The sequence below is a fragment of the Sphingomonas aerolata genome (genome assembly GCF_023935825.1).
In the GTDB taxonomy this organism is placed as follows: Bacteria; Pseudomonadota; Alphaproteobacteria; order Sphingomonadales; family Sphingomonadaceae; genus Sphingomonas; species Sphingomonas aerolata.
Window position 1 is genome coordinate 814,431 of the sequence record NZ_CP098762.1, and the last position, 22,425, is coordinate 836,855.

Genomic DNA, 22,425 nt, shown 5'->3' on the forward strand with positions numbered 1-22,425 from the left:
CATTATTCTCCCGCGAAGGCGGAAGCCCAGGCTGGGTCCTCGCCTTCGCGGAGACACAACAGGGGGCGTTACGCACGTTTCTTGGCCGGGGTCTTGGTCGCAGTCTTGGTCGCGGTCTTGGCCGGGGCTTTCTTGGCGGGTGCCTTCTTCGCAGCCGTGGCCGTGCCGCCCGATTTCTCCATCGATTTCTTCAGCGCCGCCATCAGGTCGACGACGTTAGACCCCTTGCTCTCGCCGCTGTCCTTGTCGTCTATGATCGTCTTGCCGTTCGCCTCGCGCTTGCGTTCGATCAGGTCCTTCAGCGCGTCGACATACCGATCGTGGAAGTCCTGCGGGTGGAAGTCGCCGCTGCGCTTCTCGATCAGCGCCTCGGCGAGTTCGAGGAGCTCCTCGGACGGCTTGTCGTCGGGGATATCGCGGAAATAGCCCTGCGCCTTGTGCACCTCGTCCGCGTAGCGCAGCGTCTCGAGCACCAAGCCGCGCCCGCACGGCTTGAGGCTGACGACATATTCGCGGCCGCGCATCGCCAGCTGGCCGAGCCCGACCTTTTTCGTACGGCGCAGCGCCTCACGCAGGACGATGAACGCCTCCTCCGCCAGATCGTCCGCAGGGACGACGAAATAGGGCTTCTGGTAATAGAGCACGTCGATCTCGCTCGCATCGACGAACTGGGTGAGTTCGAGCGTCTTCTTCGATTCGAGCTTCACCGCGTCGATCTCGTCCTGGTTCAGCAGGACATATTCGCCCTTTTCGACCTCATAGCCCTTCATGATCTCGTCGGCGTCGACCGGGCCGACGCCGGTGACGACCTTGTCGTAATGGATCGGCTGGCCCGAGGGTTCGTGGATCTGCTTGAACGAGACGGCCGCACCCGATTTGGTGGCGGAGTAGATCTCGACCGGGATCGAGACCAGCGCGAGCCGGATCTGTCCCTGCCAATAGGCGCGCGCTGCCACGGTGCGGTTTCCTTCGTTGCGAAACCGATTCAATCGTCGGCGTGGCGAGTCGTTCCGTGAGCGCCGTGCCGTGCGCTGTTTCGCGGCCCGCCAAGTTTCGCTATGGCGCTGCCATGTCCGATAACCCGATCACGCTGTTCGAGGCCTGGTACGCCGAGGCCAGGCAAACAGAAATCAACGACTCCAACGCTGTAGCCCTCGCCACTGCGGATGCGCAGGGACGTCCGTCGGTGCGGATGGTGCTGCTGAAAGGGCATGGCCCCGATGGTTTCGTCATCTACACCAACCGCGAGAGCCGCAAGGCGGGCGAACTGACCGCGAACGCGCATGCGGCGTTGCTCTTCCACTGGAAGTCGCTGCGCCGGCAGGTCCGGATCGAGGGGCGCGTCAGCCTTGTGAGCGATGCGGAATCCGACGCCTATTTCGCGACGCGCGGCCGTGATTCGCAACTCGGGGCATGGGCATCGGAGCAGTCGCGCCCGCTCGACACGCGCGACACGTTCGAACGCCGCTTTGCCGAGGCGCAGGCGCGGTTCGAGGGTGGCGACGTGCCGCGGCCGCCGCATTGGGGCGGGTACCGGATCGCGCCGGATCGCATCGAGCTGTGGCAGGACCGCGAACACCGCCTACATGAGCGGCGACTGTTCGTGCGCGACGGTGAAGGCTGGACCGAAGGATTGCTGTTCCCATGACCCAGGACGAACGCCGCAGGGTGATCCCGCTGGCGACGCGCGCAGCGCTCGCCAGCGTCGCGATGGCGTGTTTCCTGCTGCTGCTGAAGGGCTTTGCGGCGTGGACGACGGGGTCGGTCGCGATGCTCGGCTCGCTTGCCGACACCGCGCTCGACCTGCTCGCGAGCCTCGTCACGCTGTATGGCGTGCGGCTGGCGGCGACGCCGGCCGATCATGATCACCGTTTCGGCCACGGCAAGGCGGAGGCGCTCGCCGCGCTGTTCCAGGTGATGCTGATCACTGCGTCGGCGGCGGGCATCGCCTGGCGCGCAATCCTCGCGTTCAACGATCCTCAGCCCACCACGGGCGCCGATTTCGGCATCGGCGTGTCGGTCGTCGCGATCGTCGCGACGGTCTTCCTGCTCGCCTATCAGCGCCGGATCATCCGCCAGACCGGATCGGTCGCGATCCTTGCGGACAATGTCCATTACCAGTCGGACGTGCTGCTCAACGGGTCGGTGATCGTCGCGCTGGTGCTCGACCAGTATATGGGGTGGAGCGGGGCGGATCCGATCTTCGGCATCGTCATCGCGCTGTGGCTCGCCTGGGGTGCGTTCTCGGCCTCGTCGAACGCGATCGACCAGCTGATGGACAAGGAATGGCCCGAGGATCTGCGTGCGCAGTTCCTCGACGTGGCGGCGCGCCAGCCCGGTATCCGCGGCATCCATGACTTCCGCACCCGCCGGTCGGGCAGCCATGATTTCGCGCAGTTCCACATGGAGGTCGCGCGCGACCTGACCGTCGCGCATGCCCACGACATCGTCGAGGCGGTCGAGCGCAACCTTCGCACCGCGTTTCCGAAGGTCGAGGTGCTGATCCACCTCGATCCCGAAGGGCATGTCGATACCGACAATCCGCTGGTCGAGGCGGACGTGACGCCGCATTGGTTTGGCAAGCGGGTCTAACCCGCTAGGCGCCCGACAACCGGGTATGAGGGGCAGCAGCATGAGAATACCGTTCGCGCAGATCGATGCGTTCGCCGACACGGCCTTTGCGGGCAATCCGGCGGCGGTGATGCCGTTGTCGGCGTGGCTCGACGATGCGGTGCTGCTGGATATCGCGCAGGAGAACAACCTGAGCGAGACCGCGTTCATCGTCCCCTCGGCCGAAGAGGGCGTCGATTTCGACCTGCGCTGGTTCACGCCGGGCGCGGAGGTCGCGCTGTGCGGTCATGCGACGCTGGCGAGCGGGCATTTCGTGCTGTCGTCGGATAGCGCGCGCGACCGGGTCCGGTTCGCGACGCGGCAGGCCGGGATCCTCGAGGTCGCCTGCGCGGACGGCGGATACACGCTCGAGCTGCCGGCCTGGGCGCCCGCGCCGAAGGCGATGCCGGAGATCGTCGCGGCACTGACGATCGATTCGCCGGTCGAGACCTTGTGGCACGACAAGGGCTATGCGCTGGTGATCGTCGAGGACGAGGCGATCGTCCGGAACCTGAAACCCGATTTCGTCGCGCTGGCGAAGTTTCCGATCGTCGCGATCGTCGCGGCGAAGGGGTCCGCGACCGCGATCGTCAGCCGCGTCTTCACGCCTTATTATGCAATCAACGAGGACCCGGTGACGGGGTCGGCGCATGCGGTGATGGTACCGTACTGGGCGCAGACGCTGGGCGACAGCTTCACCGCTTTCCAGGCGAGCGCGCGCGGGGGGCGGCTGACGTGCCGGCTCGATGGCGACCGGGTGGTGCTTGGTGGCGCGTGCGTGACGGTGATCGAGGGCACGTTCCTGCTGCCGTGAGTGCGGTCTGACTCTTTGTCATCCTGACGAAAGTCAGGATCCAGAGCCAGGATCGTCTTGCTTCGTTACCCTGGATCCTGACTTTCGTCAGGATGACGGAAGAGGAGCGGCGTGGCGGCTAGCGCTTGCGGCCCTTGGTCATCGGGTCAGGCTTCTTGGGCTTCACCCAGCCCGGCGGCGGGGTCAGACGCTGCTGGCTGGTGCCCAGACCCATCGCGCCGGGTTGCTGCCGGGTGAGTCCCGCGGTGTCGGCGACGGTGCCGCCGCCGCGGAGCAGGCTGATCTGGTCGCGCAGCCGCCCCGCGGTCTCGAAGTCCATCGCCGCGGCGGCGGCTTCCATCTGGCGGCGCAGGTCGTCGATATCCATGCCACGCCCAACGCGTCAGGCGGCAGCGAGTGCCGCTTCGGTCGACGCGATCCAGCCGCCGCCGAGCACGCGGTCGCCGGCATAGAGGACGGTCGCCTGTCCCGGGGCGACACCATATTCGGGTGAGTCGAACACGACGCGGTCGCCGATCAGGCGCGCCGGGACGGGCTTGGCCATCGAGCGCACCTTGGCGGTGAGCGGCCCGGTGAAATCGTCGCCGAGCCAGTTGATGTCGCTCAGCTGTGCCGCCGAAACCGCGAGGGCACGACGCGGGCCGACCACGACGCGCTTCGTGTCGGGCTCGACGCGCACGACGTAAAGCGGCTCGGGGCTGCCGCCGATCTCCAGCCCGCGACGCTGGCCGACGGTGAAGTGGATCAGCCCGCGATGCTCGCCGAGCTTCATGCCGCCGATATCGACGATATCGCCCGCGGTATCCGCCTCCGGGCGCAGCTTCTTGACCAGCCCGGCGTAATCGCCGTCGGGGACGAAACAGATATCCTGGCTGTCGGGCTTGGCCGCGACGCCGAGGCCGAGTTCGGCCGCGATCTCACGCACGCGCGCCTTGGGCAGGCCGCCGAGCGGGAAGCGCAGATAGTCGAGCTGCGCCTGCGTCGTCGCGAACAGGAAATAGCTCTGGTCGCGGGCCGGATCCGCGCCGCGATGGAGTTCGGCGCCGTGCGTCCCCTCGACGCGGCGGACATAATGGCCGGTCGCCAGGCAGTCCGCGCCGAGATCGCGCGCGAGCTTCAGCAGATCGGTGAACTTGGGCCCCATGTTGCACTGGACGCACGGAATCGGCGTGCGCCCCGCGAGATAAGCGTCGGCAAAGGTGTCGACGACCTGTTCGCGAAAGCTCGATTCATGATCGAAGACGTAATGCGCGATGCCCAGCCGGTCGCAGACCGCGCGCGCGTCGCGAATGTCGCGGCCCGCGCAGCACGAGCCCGCGCGGCCGACCGCCTCGCCGTGGTCGTAGAGCTGCAACGTCACGCCGATCGTCTCCGCGCCGGTCGCATGCGCGAGCGCCGCGACGACCGAGCTGTCGACCCCGCCCGACATCGCGACGACGATCCGTCGACCGGCCAGCGACCCCGACCCTGGTGTCGCGCCGCCGAGCTGAAAATCCGCCTGTTCCATCGGTACACCATAGTCTCTGCGACGAGGCGTTGCAAAAAAAGCGACAGGCGCGACAACTCTTTGTCCCGAACTTTACCTCGTTTTCATTCCCCGGCGTTTAGACGGAACCTCTAGTTGGTGTTTTGCGAGTGTCGCGTTGGATCTGAGCTTCCCCCGTTTCGATCGAGAGGCCGAGCTGACCGTTCTGCCCGGTGACCTGGCGGTGTTGATCGTCGGGATCGCCGCGCGTCAGGCGGCGAGCCCGACCGCGGCGGTTCAGGCCGGGTTTTCGCGGGGTGCGATCGATCCCAAGCTGTTCGCCCCCGTCCACGGGGCGTTCAATGGGCCAATGGCGGATGCCTTGACGCGATGGAAACAGGAATGACCGCGGCGTTTACCGCGGCGTTTCAGCCATTCTTCAACTCCCTTGGCTACGGGTCGTAGCCACGTATCGAGAGGGGGCCCCCGCCCCGATCAGAGGTTGTAAATGATCGAGAACCAGAAGTTCCGCCCTGCCAAGGTCATCGGACCGCTTGGCGAGCAATTGACGCTGGATTCGCTGCCGCCGCCCAGCACGACGCGGTGGGTCGTACGCCGCAAGGCCGAGGTCGTCGCCGCGGTCAATGGCGGTCTGTTGTCGGTCGACGAGGTCTGCGACCGCTATGGACTGACGGTCGAGGAATTTGCCGGATGGCAGCGCGCGATCGACCGGTCGGGGATGCCGGGCCTGCGCGTGACGCGGATCCAGCACTATAAGTCGCTGTACGAAAGGCAGCAAAAATACTGACCCGAATCAGCATACATAATCAAAACGCGGGCGGAACAAACGTCCGTGCTCGCACGTCTTTCCGCCATCGCCCGGCTACGGGAACAACGGAGGGAAAGTAAAATGGGTATCATTCTTTGGCTGATCATCGGCGGCGTCATCGGCTGGATTGCCAGCATGATCATGCGCACTGACGCGCAGCAAGGCATCTTCCTGAACATCATCGTCGGCATCGTCGGCGCCTTCATCGGCGGCCTGATCCTGTCGGGTGGCTCGATCAACAGCGCACCGCTGACGCTGACCTCCTTCATCGTGTCGCTGCTTGGCGCGATCGTGCTGCTCGCGATCGTCAACCTCGTGCGCCGCGGCAGCGTCCGCTAATAGCGGTCGTTACACAGCGTTGAAAAAGGGCCGTCCGGGCAACCGGGCGGCCCTTTTTCTGTGCGCTCAGTTCAGCAGGAAGCGGACCGAGACCGAAACGGTGACGTCCTTCTCGCCCGCGACGATCTGCGTGCTGTCCTTGGCCATCGCGGCGCGCGCCATGAAGACCGGCGGGTTCGGGCTGCCGGCATTCTCGCCATTCTCGGTGATCGAGACGATCCGCGAGACGCGCATGCCGGCCGACCGCGCATAGATCTCGGCGCGGGCGCGCGCACGCTTGACCGCGTCGGCCCGCGCCTCGTCCAGTGCCGCATCGGGCTGGTCGATCGACAGATTGGGACCGTCGATCTGGTTCGCGCCCTCGGCGACCAGCGCATCGAGGATCGCGCCCGACTTCGCCACGTCGCGGAAGCGGATCGAGACGCTGTTGGTCGCCTGATAGCCGGTGACCGCCGGCGGCTGGTTGTCGGCATAGCGATATTGCGGCGCGAGCCCGACCGTCGCGGTGGCGATGTCGCGCGGCGCGACCCCGGCCTTCTTCAACGCTGCGAGCACGCGATTCATCCGCTGCGCATTGTCCGCCAGCGCAGCCGCGGCGGTCGTCGCCTGCGAGACGACGCCCGCACGGATTGTCGCGACATCGGGCACGCGCGTGGTGCGGCCCTCGGCGCTGACGTCGAGCACGGTCCCGGTCGCGGGGACCATCGGTTCGACCGTCGACGCCTGCGCCTGCGCCGAAGCGGCGGCGGGGATCGCGGCGGCGAGCGGAACCGCCGCCAGCGTCGCGATCATGGTGAACCTGGTCATATCGTGTCTCCCTGTAAGTCAGCCTGCTTTCGCGATTGATCGAAGCCGGGTCAACGCAGGCTGAACATCGCGTGCAGCTTGCAGACAGGTGCGATCCTGGTCATGTCTGACATTTGGCTGCGCGGCGTGCCGGGGGGCTTGAGCACGGTGATCTATTTATATAATACAGCTGGCGAGTGGTCCGGCGGATTCGGGTCGGGACGGGGATAGCGCGCGCATGAACTACGAAGCCAGGACGATCGGCGGCGAGCCGCAGCAGGTGCTGACGGATCAGACGCCGCCGTCGCATACCCGTCGCAACATCATCATCGCGGTGGTCGTCATCCTCGCGGCGCTGGCCATCGCCTGGTTCGCGTTCGGATCGGGCAAGAAGGATGCGGCGGCGCCCGGTGCGCCGACCGAGCAGATCCCGAGCGTCACCGTCATCGTGCCCGGTCGCCAGACCGTCGACCGGGTAATCGCCGCGACCGGTACGCTGGCCGCGCGGCGCGAAATGCCCGTCGGCGTCGCGGGCGAGGGCGGCATGATCACGCGCGTGCTGGTCGAGCCGGGCCAGTGGGTCGCGGCGGGGCAGGTGCTCGCGACGGTCGACCGCTCGGTCCAGACCGAGACCGCGGCATCGCTGTCGGCATCCGTAACCGTGGCGCGGTCGGACGAAACGATCGCACAGGCGGAGCTTGACCGCGCGCAGCAGCTGGTCGATCGCGGGTTCATCTCGAAGGCGGATCTCCAGCGCAAGGCGGCGACGCGTGATGCGGCGGCGGCGCGCGTCAAGGTGGCGCAGGCGTCGCTCGGCGAGGCCCGCGCGCGCAACGGGCGACTCGACATCCGTGCACCGGCCGCCGGCCTCGTGCTGACCCGCGGCGTCGAGCCCGGGCAGATCGTCAGCTCGGGGACCGGCGTGCTGTTCCGCATGGCGATGGGCGGACAGATGGAAATGCGCGCGGCGCTGGCCGAAAGCGATCTGCTCGGCCTTCCGGTCGGTGCGCGGGCGACGGTGACCCCGGTCGGTTCGGCCAAGGGGTATAAGGGCGAGGTCTGGCAGGTGTCGCCGGTGATCGATCCGCAGACGCGCCAGGGCGTCGCGCGAATCGCGCTCGCCTATGATCCCGCGCTGCGCCCGGGCGGGTTCGCCGCGGCGTCGATCGTCGGTGGCGCGACGGTCGCGCCGCAGTTGCCCGACTCGGCGTTGCAGAGCGACGACAAGGGCAGTTTCGTGTATGTTGTCGGTCCCGACGACAAGGTGGTGCGCCGCGACGTGAAGATCGGTCAGGTTTCCGACAGTGCGGTGACGATCGCAGGCGGGCTGCAGGGCAACGAACGCGTCGTCCAGTCGGCCGGCGGGTTCCTCGCACCGGGGCAGAAGGTCAAGCCCGTGACCAAGGCGACGACCAGCGCGACGACGACACCCACCAGTATCAAACGGGGCTGACGCACCATGGGTTTCCGCAACATCTCGGCTTGGGCGATCCGCAACCCGGTACCGCCGATCGTGCTGTTCCTCGCACTGACGCTGGCGGGAATCGTCAGCTTCATGCGGATGGACGTGAACAACGATCCGGATATCGACTTCCCGATCGCGATCGTCGTCATCAGCCAGCCGGGCGCGGCGCCCACCGAACTGGAAACCCAGGTCACGCAGCGGGTCGAGGCGGCGGTGCGGACGCTGCAGGGCATCGACCAGATCAGCTCGACGGTCACCGAAGGCACGTCGCAGACGGTCATCCAGCTCAATATCGGCACGCCGATCGACCGCGCGGTCAACGACGTTCGCGACGCGATCGCGCAGATCCGCGGCGACCTGCCCGAGGGGATCCTCGAGCCGCAGGTGTTCCGCGCCAACACCACCGACGAGGATATCGCGAGCTATTCCGCGATCGCCAGCGACATGACGGTCGAACAGCTCAGCTGGTACATCGACAATACCGTGGCGAAGGAGCTGCTGTCGGTATCGGGGCTTGCCGCGGTCAACCGCAATGGCGGGGTGAGCCGCGAGATTCGCGTGATCCTCGATCCCGTCAAGCTGCAGAGCCAGGGGCTGACCGCGAGCCAGGTCAACGCGCAGTTGCGTCAGGTCAATCTGAACGCGGCGGGCGGCCGCGCGGAGATCGCCGGATCCGAACAGTCGGTCCGTGTGCTCGGAAATGCCAAGAACGCTTATGACCTTGGCCAGACGCAGATCTCGGTCGGCGGGCGGACCGTGCGGCTGGCGGACATCGCGCAGGTCCGCGACCTTTATGCCGAACAGCGAACGGCGGCGGCAATCAACGGTCGCCAGGTCATCAGCTTCGACTTCCAGCGCGCCAAGGGCGCGTCCGACGTCACCGTGTTCAACGATGCGGTCAAGAAGCTCGAGGCGCTGGAGAAGCGCAACCCGGCGGTGCATTTCGTGCTGCGCTCGAACAGCGTGAAATATACCGAGGAGCAATATCACAGCGCGATCGATGCGATGATCGAGGGCGCGGTGCTCGCGGTGATCGTGGTGTTCCTGTTCCTGCGCGACTGGCGCGCGACGATCATCTCCGCGCTCGCGATTCCGCTGTCGGCGATCCCCGCCTTCTGGTTCATGGACCTGCTCGGCTTCACGCTGAACCAGATGACGCTGCTCGCGCTCAGCCTGGTCGCGGGCGTGCTGGTCGACGATGCGATCGTCGAGATCGAGAACATCGTCCGGCACATGCGGATGGGCAAATCCGCCTATCAGGCGTCGATCGACGCCGCCGACGAGATCGGGCTGGCGGTGCTGGCGACGACGATGTCGATCGTCGCGGTGTTCCTGCCGGTCGGGCTGATGCCGGGTATCTCGGGTCAGTTTTTCAAGAATTTCGGTCTGACCGTGGTCGCCTCGGTGCTGATGAGCCTCGCGGTCGCGCGTCTGATCACGCCGATGATCGCGGCCTATTTCCTGAAGGCGCATGGCACCGCCAGCCACGGCGAAGGCAAGCTGATGGACTGGTACATGGCGTCGCTGCGCTTCACGCTGCGGCACCGCTGGCTGCCGGTCGTGGCGGGTGCGGCCGCGACCGCGATCACGATCGCGATGTTCTTCGTCCTGCCCTCGACCTTCCAGCCGCCGCGCGACAGCGACACCAGCACCGCGACGATCGACATGGTCCCCGGCACGACGCTGGCGCAGACTCAGGCGGTCGTGACCCGGGTCGCGAGCATCCTCCAGGCGCAACCCGATGTCGCATCGGTCTATGCCCGTACCGCGGTCGGCAATGGCCGCGTCACCGCGACGCTCAAGGACGATCGCTCGATGAAGAGCACCGCGTTCGAGCGGAGTCTCGCGCCGCAGCTCGCGGCGATCCCCGATGCGCGCGTGTCGTTCCGGTCGCAGTTCGGCTGGGGCGGCAGCAATCGCGACGTGACGATCACGCTGGGCGGCGACGACCCGGTCAAGCTCGACGCGACCGCGCAGAAGATCGTGACCGAGATGGCTAAACTGCCGTCGCTGGTCGCGCCGCGCGTCGCGGGCAATCTGCAACGGCCTGAAATCGTCATCCGCCCGCGGCTCGATCTCGCCGCCAATCTCGGCGTGACGACGCAGGGCCTGTCGAGTGCGATCCGCATCGCGACGCTGGGCGATATCGACCAGAACAGCGCACGCTTCTCGCTCAGCGATCGCCAGATCCCGATCCGCGTCGCGCTCGACCAGAATGCGCGGACGAGCCTCGCGACGATCCAGAACCTGCCGGTCGCCACCGCGACGGGCGGATCGGTGCCGCTCAGCCTCGTCGCCGATATCGGGCTGGGCTCGGGGCCGACCAAGATCGATCGCGTCAACCAGCAGCGCCAGCTGTCGATCGGTGCGGATCTCGCGCCCGGCGTGATCAGCGGCGATGCGCAGAAGCAGATCCATGCGCTGCCGACGATGAACGCGCTGCCGATCGGGGTGAGCGAACTCGTGCTCGGCCAGGCCAAGTGGCAGGCCGAGATGATCAGCAACTTCATCGTCGCGGTGGTGGCGGGCGTGCTGCTCGTCTTCGCGGTGCTCGTGCTGCTCTATCGCCGTCTGTTGCCGCCGTTCGTCAACATGGGCTCGCTGATCCTCGCGCCGCTCGGCGGGCTGCTCGCCTTGTGGGTGACGGGTCATCCGATCTCGATGCCGGTCTATATCGGGCTGCTGATGCTGCTCGGGATCGTCGCGAAGAACTCGATCCTGCTGATCGACTTCGCGCTCGAGGAGATGGGCAAGGGCGTCGATATCTGGACGGCGATCGTCGATGCCGGGCACAAGCGTGCGCAGCCGATCGTCATGACCACGGTCGCGATGGTCGCGGGCATGGTGCCGACCGCGCTGTCGATCGGCGGCGACGGATCGTTCCGCGCGCCGATGGGAATCACCGTGATCGGCGGTCTGGTGATGTCGACCGTGCTGACGCTGCTGATCGTGCCGGCGACGTTCAGCATCGCGGTCGGGATCGAGCGCTGGGCAGGGCCGCGACTGGGTCGTCGCCTGCTCACCTTCCGGCCCGGCGACGACGGCGCGGAGGTGGTCGGGATCGCCGGCCCCAACGCGCCGGCGCTCGGGCCGGCGTCGCCCAAGATCGGCTTTCGCGACGGCGATGGCGGGACACAGCCGGCGGAATGATCGCCGGCGTGACACCTCACGGGTGAACTATCCCTGCGCTCGGGGATTGTTTCGGGCATGACATCGAATTCCCGCGTGCGCCTGGCCAAGGAAGCGACGAACCCGGCCCTCATTCGCATGCGGATCGTCGCGACCGGGCTGCTGGTGCTGATGGCGGTCGTGTTCCTGGTCAGCCGCGCGCTGGTCGACCGGCACCCTGCGATCGGCTTCGTCCGGGCCTTTGCCGAGGCGGCGATGGTCGGCGGACTCGCGGACTGGTTTGCGGTCACCGCGCTGTTCCGCCATCCGCTCGGGTTGCCGATCCCGCACACCGCGATCATCCCGCGGAACAAGGACCGGATCGGCGACACTCTCGCAATATTCCTGCGCGACAATTTCCTGCTGCCCTCGGTCATCTCGCGCCGGATGCGGCGGCTCGACGTCGCGGGCGCGATCGCACACTGGCTGACCGATCCGCCCGAAGGGGCAGGGGGGCGGTTCCGGTCGGGCGCGTCGAAGCTGGTCGCGCAGATTCTCGAAGGCCTCGACCCCGCGCGGCTCGGCGGCATGGTGAAGGCCGGCATCCGCGCAAGGCTGCGCCAGACCGAGATATCGCCGATCCTCGGCCAGTTGCTCAAGGCCGCGATCGCCGAGCGTCGTCACGCTCCGCTGCTCGAGGCGGCGATCCGCTGGGCATCGATCACGCTCGCCGCGAACGACCATCTCGTCCGCGCGATGGTGCACGAGAAGTCGGGTTCGATCCTGCGCTGGACGGGGCTCGACACCACTGTTGCGGACAAGCTGATCAACGGGTTCGACCGCCTGCTCGCGGAGATGGCAGAGGATCCGCAGCACCCGTTGCGGCTGAAGGCGGAGGAAGCGCTCGAGCGGCTGGCCTGGGACCTCCAATATGACCGCCGCATGCGCGAGCGGGTCGAGGCGATGAAGAACGACCTGCTCGACAACCCAGCGATGCAGCGCTGGCTCGACGGTTTGTGGGAGCAGGCGCGCGGCGCGCTGCTGGCGATCGCGCGCGATCCGGAGCGGGCGATGGCGGGCAAGCTGGGCGACGTGCTGCGCCAGCTCGGCGAGACGCTGCTCCACGATCCGCGGCTGTCGCATACGATCAACCGGTTCGTCCGCCGCGCGGTCGTCGGCATCGCGGCGGATTATGGCGACGGGATCGTCCGGCTCGTGTCGGAGACGGTACGCGGCTGGGATGCGGAGACGATCACCAGCCGGCTGGAGAATGCGGTGGGTCGCGACCTGCAATATATCCGCGTCAATGGCACGATCGTGGGCGGCCTCGTCGGCCTGGTGATCCACACCGTCGACCGGATCCTCTAGTCGCCCCGGTTATCGCTCCCAGTCGGGCATCGGCCAGCCCTTTGCCTTTGCCAGCAGGCGGAGCGGACCATGCGCGTTGACCGCGAACGGCTCGTCGGCCCAGGCAAAGGTCGGCGCATCGGAAACATGGTCCGAATAGAAGCGGACATGCGCATCGTGCCGCGCGATCCCCTCACGTGCCATCCAGCGCTCGATCATCGCGAGCTTGGCGGGGCCGTAGCAATTCTCGCCGTCGATACCGGCGAGCAGATGCCCGTTCGCGTCGCGCAGGCTCTCGGTACCGATCACCGCATCGAAGCCGAGCCGCTCGGCGATCGACTCGACATAGAAGCGGTAGGAGGCGGTCGCCATCACCAGCCTGTATCCCGCCGCGCGATCCGCCTCGATCTGGCGGAGCGCGGCGGCGAAGACACCATCGCGCATCACGCGGTCGGCGAACGCCTCGGCGGCACGACGCTCCTGCGCCGGGGTCAGCGTCTTGCCGAGCATCATCCGCTGCATGATGTGCTTCAGGCGGCCCCGGCTCATCAGCTTGGCGAGATATCCCGCCGCCGCGAGGGCTGCGACCGGCACCAGCGCGAGTCGCCACGGCGCGCCGCCGGTGCGCGTGGTGTGGATCAGGAACGGCGTCCAGGTCGGCGCGTGCGTGATCGTCTTGTCCATGTCGTAGATGGCGAGAAGCTGGGTCATTGGGCCGGCTTACACAGCATTCGTCTTGCCGATCCAGTCCGTTTGCCGCAAAGGTGCCGCCGATGAGCGCGATGGCCGATTTTCAGCAGGACGGTGCCGACACGGGTACGCTTCGCTTCACCGGCGATCTGTCGCTCGCCAACATCGGAAATCTTCCCGATCGGCTCGAGGCGGTCGATGCCGCGTCGATCAAGCGGGTCGACCTGAGCCAGGTCGACCGGATCGACACGATCGGCGCCTGGATCGTCCACCGCTTCGCCGCACGCAACGACGCGACGATCGACGGGCTTGATGCCGACGGCCAGAATCTGTTCGATCAGGTCGTCGCCTCCGACCAGCCGCTGGCGGCACGCGGCAAGCCGGTCGGTTCGGTAAAGCGCGTGCTGGGCGAGATCGGCGACGCGGTCGTGCTGACCGGCCGGACGATGCTCGGCCTGCTCGCCTTTCTGGGCGCGACGACGATCGCCTTCGGCAGTGTCATTCGCCACCCCAAGCGCTTCCGCTTCAACGCCGTCGTCCAGCGGTTCGAGGTCGTCGGCATCGCCGCACTCGGCATCGTCGGGCTGATGAGCTTCCTGATCGGCGTCGTCATCGCGCAGCAGGGCGCGGTCCAGCTCCGCCAGTTCGGGGCAGAGGTGTTCACGATCAATCTGGTCGGGCGTCTGACGCTGCGCGAACTCGGCGTGCTGATGACCGCGATCATGGTCGCGGGCCGGTCGGGCTCCGCCTTTGCGGCGCAGCTCGGCACGATGAAGCTGACCGAAGAGATCGACGCGATGCGGACGATCGGGGTGTCGCCGATGGAGGCGCTGGTCCTGCCGCGCGTGCTGGCGGCGATCGTGATGATGCCGCTGCTCGCCTTCTACGCATCGCTGATCGCGATCATCGGCGGTGGGCTGCTGTGCTGGATCCAGCTCGGCATCCCGCCTGTCACCTTCATCGCCCGGATCCGCGAAGTCGTGCCGATCACCGATCTGTACATCGCGCTGATCAAGGCCCCGGTCTTCGGCGCGATCATCGCGGTCGCGGGTTGTTTCCAGGGCATGCAGGTCGAGGCCGACGCCGAACAGGTCGGGCTGCGCACGACCTCGGCGGTGGTGCAGGGCATCTTCCTCGTCATCGTGCTCGACGCGTTCTTCGCGGTATTCTTCACCTGGATCGGCTGGGACTGATGGCCCGCAAGACTGACGACAGCATCATCTCCGTAAAGGGGCTGAGGAACGAGTTCGGCGATTCGGTCGTGCATGACGGCCTCGACCTCGACGTCCGGCGTGGCGAGATCCTCGGCGTGGTCGGCGGATCGGGGACTGGCAAGTCGGTGCTGATGCGCTCGATCATCGGCCTCCAGACGCCTGCCGAGGGCGCGATCACGGTGTTCGGGGAATCGAATATCGGCCGCGAGGAGACCGAGGCGACCGAGATCCGCAAGCGCTGGGGCGTGTTGTTCCAGGGCGGCGCGCTGTTCTCGACGCTGACGGTCGCCGAGAATGTCGAAGTGCCGCTGCGCGAATTCTATCCCGACCTGCCGCCCGCGCTACTCGCCGAGATCGCCGCGTACAAGGTCGTGATGACCGGGCTGCCGGCCGATGCCGCGAACAAGTTTCCCGCCGAATTGTCGGGCGGCATGAAGAAGCGCGCCGGGCTCGCGCGCGCGCTCGCGCTTGACCCCGAACTGCTGTTCCTTGACGAACCGACCGCCGGGCTCGACCCGATCGGCGCGGCGGCGTTCGATTCGCTGACGCAGTCGTTGCAGAAGACGCTGGGCCTGACCGTCTTCCTGATCACGCACGACCTCGATACGCTTTACGCGATCTGCGACCGTGTCGCGGTGCTCGCCGACAAGAAGGTGATCGCGGTCGGCACGATCGACGAACTGCTCGCGCTCGACCATCCGTGGATCGAGGAATATTTCAAGGGACCGCGCGGCCGCGCCGCGGTGGCGACCAAGGAGGCGCATCGCAGCGCCGACGCGGTTGCCGATGCCCACCCGACCGAAGTCCAGTCCAAGCAGTCCGCGCCGGACGACGCCGACGCGACATATGCCGAGAAAGAAGCAAGGACGCTCTGATGGAAACCCGTTCGAACCATGTCCTTGTCGGCGCCGTCGTGCTGATCCTGCTGGCGATGCTCGCGCTGTTCACCGTGTGGATCGCGCGGCTCGGTGGCACGGAAGAGAAGGAATATGACATCTTCTTCCGCCAGTCGGTCGATGGTCTGGCGCGCGGCTCCGCGGTGACCTTTTCAGGTGTGCCGTCGGGGCAGGTGAAGTCGATCTCGCTGTGGAAGAACGACCCGCAGTTCGTCCGCGTCCGCATCAGCGTGAACGAGGAGACGCCGGTGCTCCAGGGCACGACCGCGTCGATTTCGGGCGTCGGCTTCACCGGCGTCAGCCAGGTTTCGCTCGATGGCGCGCGCAAGGGTGCGCCCGCGGTCGGCTGCCCCGATTCGAACGGCCAGCCATGCCCGTATGGCGTGCCGGTCATCCCGACCAAGCAGGGTGGCCTTGGCGCGATCCTCAATTCAGCGCCGCAGCTGCTCGAGCGTCTGTCGACGCTGACCGAGCGGCTGACCGGGCTGCTGACCGATCGCAACCAGGCGTCGATCGCCGGGATCCTCGAGAACACCAATCGCCTGACCGATGCGCTGGCCGATCGCGGGCCGGAAATCGCCGCGACGCTGGCGCAGACGCGGGTCGCGATCCAGCAGGCGGGCGATGCCGCACAGCAGTTCGGCGTGCTCGCGCAGACCACCAACGGGGTGCTGTCCGAAGACGTGAAGCCGGCGATGGCCAATCTGAACAAGGCGATCCAGTCGGCACAGACCAGCGCCGAAACGCTGAACGCGGCGATCGGCGACGCGCGGCCCGGGCTGCAGGCCTTCTCGAAGACCACCATTCCCGAAGCCAACCGCCTCGTCCACGATCTGCGCACCACCGCCGCGGCGCTGTCCTCGGTCGCCGAACGTGTCGACCAGCAGGGGGCAGGCTCGCTCGTCGGGCAGCAGAAGCTTCCGGACTATAAGGGTAAGTGATGACCGCCATGAAGACACCGCTGTTCATCCTCCTCGCGGCGCTGCCGCTCAGCGCCTGCATCAGCTTTGGCGCCGCGCCGCCGCCGACCCTGCTGACGCTGACGACGCAGTCCGCGGTTGCGGTCGGGCAGAACCAGAATTCGGCGACGTCGAAGTCGATCACGCTGCAGGTGCCGACGGTGCCGCAAGCGCTGGCGACCGCGCGCGTGCCGGTGCAGGCCACCGCGACGTCGATCGCCTATGTGAAGGACGCGCAATGGGCCGAGCCGCCCGCGCGGCTGTTCGCGCGACTGATGTCCGACACGGTCGCCGCGCGCACCGGGATGGTCGTGCTGTCGACCGTCCAGGCAGTCGGCGATCCGAGTGCAATGCTGGGCGGGGAACTGCGCAATTTCGGGCTCGACGCGACGACGCGCGAGGCAGTCGTGACGTTCGATGCCTCACTGACGCGGGCAGGGATGCAGTCGGTCGAGAAGCGTCGCTTCGAGGCGCGTGTCCCGGTCGCGGCGATCGATGCGCCGTCCGCGGCGGCGGGGATCAACACCGCGGCCAATAGCGTCGCACAGCAGGTCGCGGACTGGGTCGGCCGCCCGCGCTGAGCCCGGGTCAGCCTTCGGGCTGATCCGCCTGCGCGAGCATCGCCTCAGCTTCGGCGAGGTGAAGTCGTTCGACCATTTGACCGTCTAGCCGGATCGCGCCCTTGTCCGCAGTGGCGCCGTCGGCGAACGCCGCGACCACCGTCTGCGCCCATTCGAGCTGGTCGGGGGTAGGGCCGAACGCAGTGTTCGCCACCGCGATCTGCGCCGGATGGATCAGCGTCTTGCCGTCAAAGCCGAGACCAGCGCCCTGTTCGGTTTCGGCGGCGAGGCGCGCCGGATCGTCGAGCGCGTTGCAGACGCCGTCCAGCGCCACGAGCCCGGCCGCGCGTGCGGCCGTCACGATCGCCATCAGCGCGGGGATGAGTGGCATTCGATCGACGCCCGGGCGGCAGCGCAGCTCCTTGGCGAGGTCGTTGGTGCCGGCAATCAGCGCGGTGAGCCGCGATCCCGCGGCCGCACGAGCGATCGCCGGGAGTTCGAGCACGCCGCCACAGGTCTCGATCATCGCCCAGATTGGTGGCCCGTCGGTACCCAGTGCGGCGCGGACGGCGGCAAGATCGGCAGCGCCGGAGATCTTGGGCACGAGCACCGCATCAATGCCGATACTGCGCAGCGCGGCAATGTCGTCGGCGCCCCATGGCGTATCGAGCGCGTTGATCCGCACCACCAGCTCGCGCGTACCGAAACCGCCCGTGCCGACCTCGGCAACGACACGGTTGCGTGCCGCCGCCTTCTCGTCGGGCGCCACCGCATCTTCGAGGTCGAGGATCACGACGTCGCAGGCCAGACTGCGGGCCTTGGCGATGGCGCGGGGGTTGGAGGCGGGCATGTAGAGCGCGCTGCGGCGACGGCGAAGGGTCATGACGCCCAGCCTAGAAGACTATGGCCGGGGTTTGAACCCCGGCCCGCCTGCTGCGGGGTGACGCGATCAGGTGACGACGTCGGGTGCGCTGCGGCCGGTGTGCTGCGCGATCCCCGCGATCGATTCGGCCGCCGCGACGATGCTTGCCAGCATGTCGCCGGTTTCGCGGTCGAGATCACCGCCGACGGGCTCATAGCGTTCGAGATAGACGCGCAGCGTCGCGCCGGTGGTGCCGGTGCCCGACAGGCGGAACACGACGCGGCTGCCGCCGGTGAAGAGAATGCGGACGCCCTGGTTGCGGCTGATCGAGCCGTCGGTCGGGTCGGTATAGGCGAACTCGTCCGCGGTCTCGACGGTGAGGTCGCCGAACTGCTTGCCGGGCAGGGTCGCGAGGCTTCCACGTAGCGCGGCCATCAGTGCGTCGGCGCGCGGCGTCTCGATGCCCTCGTAATCGTGGCGCGCGTAATAGTTGCGGCCGAACTTCGCCCAGTGATCGCGGGCGATTGCGTCGACGCTCTCGCCGCGAACTGCGAGGATGTTGAGCCACAGGAGCACTGCCCAGAGCCCGTCCTTCTCGCGGACGTGATCGGACCCGGTCCCGGCGCTTTCCTCGCCGCAGATCGTCGCCATGCCGGCATCGAGCAGGTTGCCGAAGAACTTCCAGCCGGTCGGCGTCTCGTACGCAGGAATGCCTAGAGCCTCGGCAACGCGGTCGGCAGCCGCGCTGGTCGGCATCGAGCGGGCGATCCCCTTGAGTCCACTGGCATAACCGGGGGCGAGGTGTGCGTTTGCCGCCAGCATCGCGAGGCTGTCCGACGGGGTCACGAAGCGGTGGCGGCCGATGATCAGGTTGCGGTCGCCATCGCCATCCGATGCCGCACCGAAATCGGGGGCGTCGGGCGCCATCATCGTCTCGTACAGCTCATGCGCGTGGACGAGGTTGGGGTCGGGGTGATGCCCACCGAAATCGGGCAGTGGGGTGCCGTTGCGCACCGTGCCCGCGGCAAAGCCCAGCCGGCGTTCGAGGATCTCTGTCGCATAGGGCCCGGTGACCGCGCTCATCGCGTCGAACGCCATCGTCAGCTTGGACGCGCGGATCGCGTCGAAGTCGAACAGCGTCTCCATCAGCGCGGCATAGTCCTCGACCGGATCGACCACCTCGACGGGCATGTCGCCGACCATGACCTCACCGTCCTGGTCGAGATCGATGTCGGCCGCGTCGACGGTCAGCCAGCGGCCGATCTCGAGCGTGCGCGCGTTGATCGCGTCGGTGATCGATTCAGGCGCGGGACCGCCATTGGCGATGTTGTACTTGATCCCGAAATCCTCGTCGGGACCGCCGGGATTGTGGCTGGCGGACAGGACCAGCCCGCCGATCGCGCCACGCTTGCGGATCATGTGGCTGGCGGCGGGCGTCGACAGTATGCCGCCACGCCCGACGATCACGCGACCAAAGCCGTTTGCGGCCGCCATGCGGATTGCGACCTGGATCACCTCGCGGTTGAGGAAGCGGCCGTCGCCACCAATCACCAGCGTCGCGCCGGCCTTGTCCTCGACCACGTCGAACACCGACTGGACGAAGTTTTCGGCATAATTGGCCTGCTGGAAGACCTTCACCTTCTTGCGCAGACCCGATGTGCCCGGCTTCTGGTCGGTATAGGGCGTGCTAGTAACGGTACGGATCATGTAGGCTCCACAAGGCTCGAATACAGGGTCGCATAACGCCGGCCACTCTCGTCCCACGAGAAGTCCGCGCGCATCGCATTGCGCTGCAACATGGCCCAGTGATCGGGGCGTGCATAGAGCGCGATCGTTCGGCGCAACGCATGGCTGAGCGCTTCGGGCGTGATACCGTCGTGCTGGATACCGGTGGCGACGCCCGCGGCGACCGCCGCCTCGTTGGCGTCGATCACCGTATCGGCCAGCCCGCCGGTGCGCGCGACGACGGGGATGCAGCCATAGGCCAGCCCGTAGAGCTGAGTCAGGCCGCAGGGTTCGAACCGCGACGGGATCAGGATCGCATCGGCACCCGCCTGGAGCAGATGCGAGACCGGCTCGTCATAGCCGATGCGAACGCCGACCCGGCCCGGATGCCGCTCGGCGGCGGCGAGAAAGGCGTGTTCCAGCCCGCTATCGCCCGACCCGAGCAGTGCCAGCCGGCCGCCGAGCGCCACCAGCTCGTCGATTGCCGCGACGAGGACGTCCATACCCTTTTGCCAAGTGAGCCGGCTGATGACGGTGAAGATCGGACCGTCGCCGGTGTCGAGGCCGTACAGCGTCTCGACCGCGCGCTTGTTGATGCGGCGGCGGGTGAGCGTGCGCGCGGTGTAGCGCGACGGCAGCGCGGCATCGGTGGCGGGGTTCCAGACCGCGGGATCGATCCCGTTGACGATCCCCGTCAGTCGATCGGCACGGACGTTGATCAGCCCTTCGAGACCCATGCCGAATTCGCCGCGACGGATCTCGGCGGCATAGGTCGGGCTGACTGTGGTGATCGCATCGGCAGCCTCGAGCCCGGCCTTCAGGAAACCGACGCCGCCATAATATTCGATCCCGTCGAGCGCGAACGCCGCGTCGGGCAGCGCGAGGTCGGCGAAGATCTCTGCGCCATAGCGGCCCTGGAACGCGATATTGTGGATCGTGACGATCGTCTTCGCCGCCGTGCCCGGCCCGGGGGCGTAGCGCAGATAGGCGGGCGCCATTGCAGCCTGCCAGTCATGCGCGTGCAGGATGTCGAACTGCTGGCCGTCGACAACGCCCGAGGCGAGATCGGCGGCGGCCCGGCTGAACGCGGCAAAGCGCAGCCAGTTGTCGACCCAGTCGGCGCCGGTCGTGTCGCCATACGGACCGCCGCCACGCGCGAAGAGGCCGGGGGCGTCGAGGATCAGCAGTGGATGGTCGCCGATGCTTGCCGCGAGGATCCGCGCCTCGACGCCGAGCAGGTCGGTGTAGCGGTGGACGACCTTTGCCGTCCGCATGACCGCGGCGAGCGCGGGATAGCCGGGAAGGAAGGTCGTCATCGCGACGCCGTGATGCGCAAGCGCCGCGGGCAGCGCGCCGACGACATCCGCAAGGCCACCGGTCTTGATCAACGGATAGGCTTCTGACGCTACCGAGAGAACACGCATCAGCCGGGCCCCTGTCCTGATCGAGAAAGCGTCGTATACACCCTCACGCGATCAGCCGGTCGATCATGGATTTGGTTACGAGCACCACGCCGCTGTCGGTACGGCGGAAACGCTGCGCGTCGAGTTCGGCGTCCTCGCCGACGACGAGGCCGTCGGGAATGACGACGCCGCGATCGACCACGACCTTCGACAGGCGCGCGCCGCGGCCGATCTCGCAATGCGGCAGGATCACCGCCTGATCGAGCATCGAATAGCTGTGCGCACGCGTGCCCGTAAAGATCAGGCTGCGGTGGATCGACGATCCCGAGATGATGCAGTCGCCCGAAACCAGGCTCGACACCGCCTCGCCGCGGCGTCCGTCATCGGCATGGACGAACTTGGCGGGCGGGGTGACCTCCGAATAGGTCCAGAGCGGCCAGCTGCGGTCGTAGAGGTCGAGCTTGGGCACCACGTCGGTGAGGTCGATATTGGCCTCCCAGTAGGCGTCGACCGTGCCGACGTCGCGCCAATAGGCCTCGACCTCGCTGCCCGAGCGGACGCAGCTGTCGGAGAAGCGATGCGCGACCGCCTTGCCGTGCTTGACGAGGTAGGGGATGATGTCCTTGCCGAAATCGCGTGCGGATCCCGGCGTCTCGGCATCGCGGCGCAGTTCGTCGAACAGCAGCTTGGTGTGGAAGACGTAGATCCCCATTGACGCTAGCGCGATGTCCGGATTGCCCGGGATCGCGGGCGGATCGGCGGGCTTCTCGACGAACGCGGTGACATTGTCATGCTCGTCGACCGCCATCACGCCGAAGCCGACCGCCTCCATCCGCGGCACTTCGAGGCAGGCGATCGTGACGTCCGCACCGGTCTCGCAATGCTGTTGCAGGATCAGCTCGTAATCCATCTTGTAGATGTGATCGCCGGCCAGGATGACCATGTATTCGGGCGCGTGGCTCTCGATGATGTCGATATTCTGATAGACCGCGTCGGCGGTGCCCTCATACCATTGGAACTCGCTGATCCGCTGCGACGCGGGCAGGATGTCGAAGCTTTCGTTGCGTTCGGAGCGCAGGAAGTTCCAGCCGCTCTGAAGATGGCGGATCAGCGAATGCGCCTTGTACTGGGTCGCGACGCCGATCCGGCGGATGCCCGAGTTGATCGCATTCGACAGCGCGAAATCGATGATCCGCGCCTTGCCGCCGAAATACACCGCGGGTTTTGCGCGGGTATCGGTCAGCTCCATCAACCGACTGCCGCGACCACCGGCCAGCACATACGCCATTGCGTCGCGCGCCAGTGGCTGTCCCCGCCGTTCAACCATGTCCGTCTCTCCCTAATCGTCCGCCG

The 22,425-nt window shown here is 67.1% G+C and carries 22 protein-coding genes; 13 read left to right on the forward strand and 9 right to left on the reverse strand.

The features are described 5' to 3' along the window. Positions 1–68: 68 nt before the first annotated feature. Positions 69–956, reverse strand: coding sequence for a non-homologous end joining protein Ku (gene ku / locus NEF64_RS03895; RefSeq protein WP_252574631.1), 888 nt, complete (start codon positions 954–956; stop codon positions 69–71). Positions 957–1,069: 113 nt separating this feature from the next. Between ku and pdxH the strand changes: the two genes are divergently transcribed. The 3 genes from pdxH to NEF64_RS03910 are packed head-to-tail and all read left to right on the forward strand — an operon-like array spanning position 1,070 to position 3,424. After that, positions 1,070–1,648 (forward strand): pyridoxamine 5'-phosphate oxidase, encoded by a 579-nt coding sequence (gene pdxH / locus NEF64_RS03900; RefSeq protein ID WP_031440566.1) that lies wholly within the window; start codon positions 1,070–1,072, stop codon positions 1,646–1,648. After that, positions 1,645–2,592, forward strand: coding sequence for a cation diffusion facilitator family transporter (locus NEF64_RS03905; protein ID WP_031440565.1), 948 nt, complete (start codon positions 1,645–1,647; stop codon positions 2,590–2,592). The genes pdxH and NEF64_RS03905 overlap by 4 nt, the downstream gene beginning before the upstream one ends. Before the next feature lie 40 nt (positions 2,593–2,632). Beyond that, positions 2,633–3,424, forward strand: coding sequence for a PhzF family phenazine biosynthesis protein (locus NEF64_RS03910; RefSeq protein ID WP_056407212.1), 792 nt, complete (start codon positions 2,633–2,635; stop codon positions 3,422–3,424). A gap of 118 nt (positions 3,425–3,542) precedes the next feature. Here NEF64_RS03910 and NEF64_RS03915 read toward each other — a convergent pair whose 3' ends face one another. Beyond that, positions 3,543–3,791 (reverse strand): UvrB/UvrC motif-containing protein, encoded by a 249-nt coding sequence (locus tag NEF64_RS03915; RefSeq protein ID WP_031440563.1) that lies wholly within the window; start codon positions 3,789–3,791, stop codon positions 3,543–3,545. A gap of 15 nt (positions 3,792–3,806) precedes the next feature. Further along, a complete protein-coding gene (gene mnmA / locus NEF64_RS03920; RefSeq protein ID WP_056407215.1) occupies positions 3,807–4,931 on the reverse strand; it encodes a tRNA 2-thiouridine(34) synthase MnmA in 1,125 nt (374 codons plus the stop codon). A 136-nt stretch (positions 4,932–5,067) separates the two neighbouring features. Between mnmA and NEF64_RS03925 the strand changes: the two genes are divergently transcribed. The 3 genes from NEF64_RS03925 (at position 5,068) to NEF64_RS03935 (ending at position 6,057) form a co-directional block, all read left to right on the forward strand. Next, positions 5,068–5,295, forward strand: coding sequence for a hypothetical protein (locus tag NEF64_RS03925; protein WP_031393005.1), 228 nt, complete (start codon positions 5,068–5,070; stop codon positions 5,293–5,295). A 102-nt stretch (positions 5,296–5,397) separates the two neighbouring features. Continuing rightward, positions 5,398–5,697 (forward strand): CtrA inhibitor SciP, encoded by a 300-nt coding sequence (sciP, locus tag NEF64_RS03930; protein ID WP_031393004.1) that lies wholly within the window; start codon positions 5,398–5,400, stop codon positions 5,695–5,697. A gap of 102 nt (positions 5,698–5,799) precedes the next feature. Further along, positions 5,800–6,057 carry a GlsB/YeaQ/YmgE family stress response membrane protein gene (locus tag NEF64_RS03935; protein WP_031393003.1) on the forward strand — a complete coding sequence of 86 codons (258 nt, stop codon included), beginning with the start codon at positions 5,800–5,802 and terminating at the stop codon, positions 6,055–6,057. Positions 6,058–6,123: 66 nt separating this feature from the next. On the opposite strand, the gene NEF64_RS03940 is transcribed toward NEF64_RS03935, so the two are convergent. Continuing rightward, positions 6,124–6,864: an SIMPL domain-containing protein gene (locus NEF64_RS03940; RefSeq protein WP_252574634.1), complete on the reverse strand. Its 741-nt coding sequence runs from the start codon at positions 6,862–6,864 to the stop codon at positions 6,124–6,126. Between the two features lie 217 nt (positions 6,865–7,081). Between NEF64_RS03940 and NEF64_RS03945 the strand changes: the two genes are divergently transcribed. The 3 genes from NEF64_RS03945 to NEF64_RS03955 are packed head-to-tail and all read left to right on the forward strand — an operon-like array spanning position 7,082 to position 12,784. Beyond that, positions 7,082–8,296 (forward strand): efflux RND transporter periplasmic adaptor subunit, encoded by a 1,215-nt coding sequence (locus NEF64_RS03945; RefSeq protein ID WP_056407218.1) that lies wholly within the window; start codon positions 7,082–7,084, stop codon positions 8,294–8,296. 6 nt (positions 8,297–8,302) lie between these two features. Further along, positions 8,303–11,458 (forward strand): efflux RND transporter permease subunit, encoded by a 3,156-nt coding sequence (locus tag NEF64_RS03950; RefSeq protein WP_031440559.1) that lies wholly within the window; start codon positions 8,303–8,305, stop codon positions 11,456–11,458. Positions 11,459–11,515: 57 nt separating this feature from the next. After that, complete coding sequence (locus tag NEF64_RS03955; protein ID WP_056407221.1) at positions 11,516–12,784, forward strand: DUF445 domain-containing protein; 1,269 nt, start codon at positions 11,516–11,518, stop codon at positions 12,782–12,784. Positions 12,785–12,793: 9 nt separating this feature from the next. Here NEF64_RS03955 and NEF64_RS03960 read toward each other — a convergent pair whose 3' ends face one another. Continuing rightward, entirely contained in the window at positions 12,794–13,474 is a 681-nt protein-coding gene (locus tag NEF64_RS03960; protein WP_031440557.1) for an HAD family hydrolase, read from the reverse strand. 62 nt (positions 13,475–13,536) lie between these two features. Between NEF64_RS03960 and NEF64_RS03965 the strand changes: the two genes are divergently transcribed. Genes NEF64_RS03965 through NEF64_RS03980 form a run of 4 tightly spaced genes read left to right on the forward strand, consistent with a single transcriptional unit; the run spans position 13,537 to position 17,103 of the window. Further along, positions 13,537–14,646 (forward strand): ABC transporter permease, encoded by a 1,110-nt coding sequence (locus NEF64_RS03965; RefSeq protein ID WP_031396263.1) that lies wholly within the window; start codon positions 13,537–13,539, stop codon positions 14,644–14,646. Next, complete coding sequence (locus NEF64_RS03970) at positions 14,646–15,542, forward strand: ABC transporter ATP-binding protein (protein ID WP_031396264.1); 897 nt, start codon at positions 14,646–14,648, stop codon at positions 15,540–15,542. The genes NEF64_RS03965 and NEF64_RS03970 overlap by 1 nt, the downstream gene beginning before the upstream one ends. Next, positions 15,542–16,504, forward strand: coding sequence for an MlaD family protein (locus NEF64_RS03975; protein WP_031396265.1), 963 nt, complete (start codon positions 15,542–15,544; stop codon positions 16,502–16,504). The genes NEF64_RS03970 and NEF64_RS03975 overlap by 1 nt, the downstream gene beginning before the upstream one ends. An 8-nt stretch (positions 16,505–16,512) precedes the next feature. Continuing rightward, the gene (locus tag NEF64_RS03980) at positions 16,513–17,103 is read left to right on the forward strand and encodes an ABC-type transport auxiliary lipoprotein family protein (RefSeq protein ID WP_081874269.1); all 591 of its coding nucleotides are present in this window, start codon (positions 16,513–16,515) and stop codon (positions 17,101–17,103) included. 7 nt (positions 17,104–17,110) lie between these two features. Here the strand turns inward: NEF64_RS03980 and NEF64_RS03985 are convergent, their stop codons facing one another. From NEF64_RS03985 to glgC, 4 genes are all read right to left on the reverse strand, one after another. Continuing rightward, positions 17,111–17,965, reverse strand: coding sequence for an HpcH/HpaI aldolase/citrate lyase family protein (locus NEF64_RS03985; RefSeq protein ID WP_031396267.1), 855 nt, complete (start codon positions 17,963–17,965; stop codon positions 17,111–17,113). Positions 17,966–18,031: 66 nt separating this feature from the next. Next, positions 18,032–19,651, reverse strand: a complete 1,620-nt coding sequence (locus tag NEF64_RS03990) for an alpha-D-glucose phosphate-specific phosphoglucomutase (RefSeq protein WP_056407226.1) — start codon at positions 19,649–19,651, stop codon at positions 18,032–18,034. Beyond that, positions 19,648–21,093: a glycogen synthase GlgA gene (gene glgA / locus NEF64_RS03995; RefSeq protein ID WP_056407228.1), complete on the reverse strand. Its 1,446-nt coding sequence runs from the start codon at positions 21,091–21,093 to the stop codon at positions 19,648–19,650. The genes NEF64_RS03990 and glgA overlap by 4 nt, the downstream gene beginning before the upstream one ends. Before the next feature lie 43 nt (positions 21,094–21,136). Then, positions 21,137–22,399, reverse strand: a complete 1,263-nt coding sequence (gene glgC / locus NEF64_RS04000) for a glucose-1-phosphate adenylyltransferase (RefSeq protein WP_031396272.1) — start codon at positions 22,397–22,399, stop codon at positions 21,137–21,139. Between the last annotated feature and the right edge of the window lie 26 nt (positions 22,400–22,425).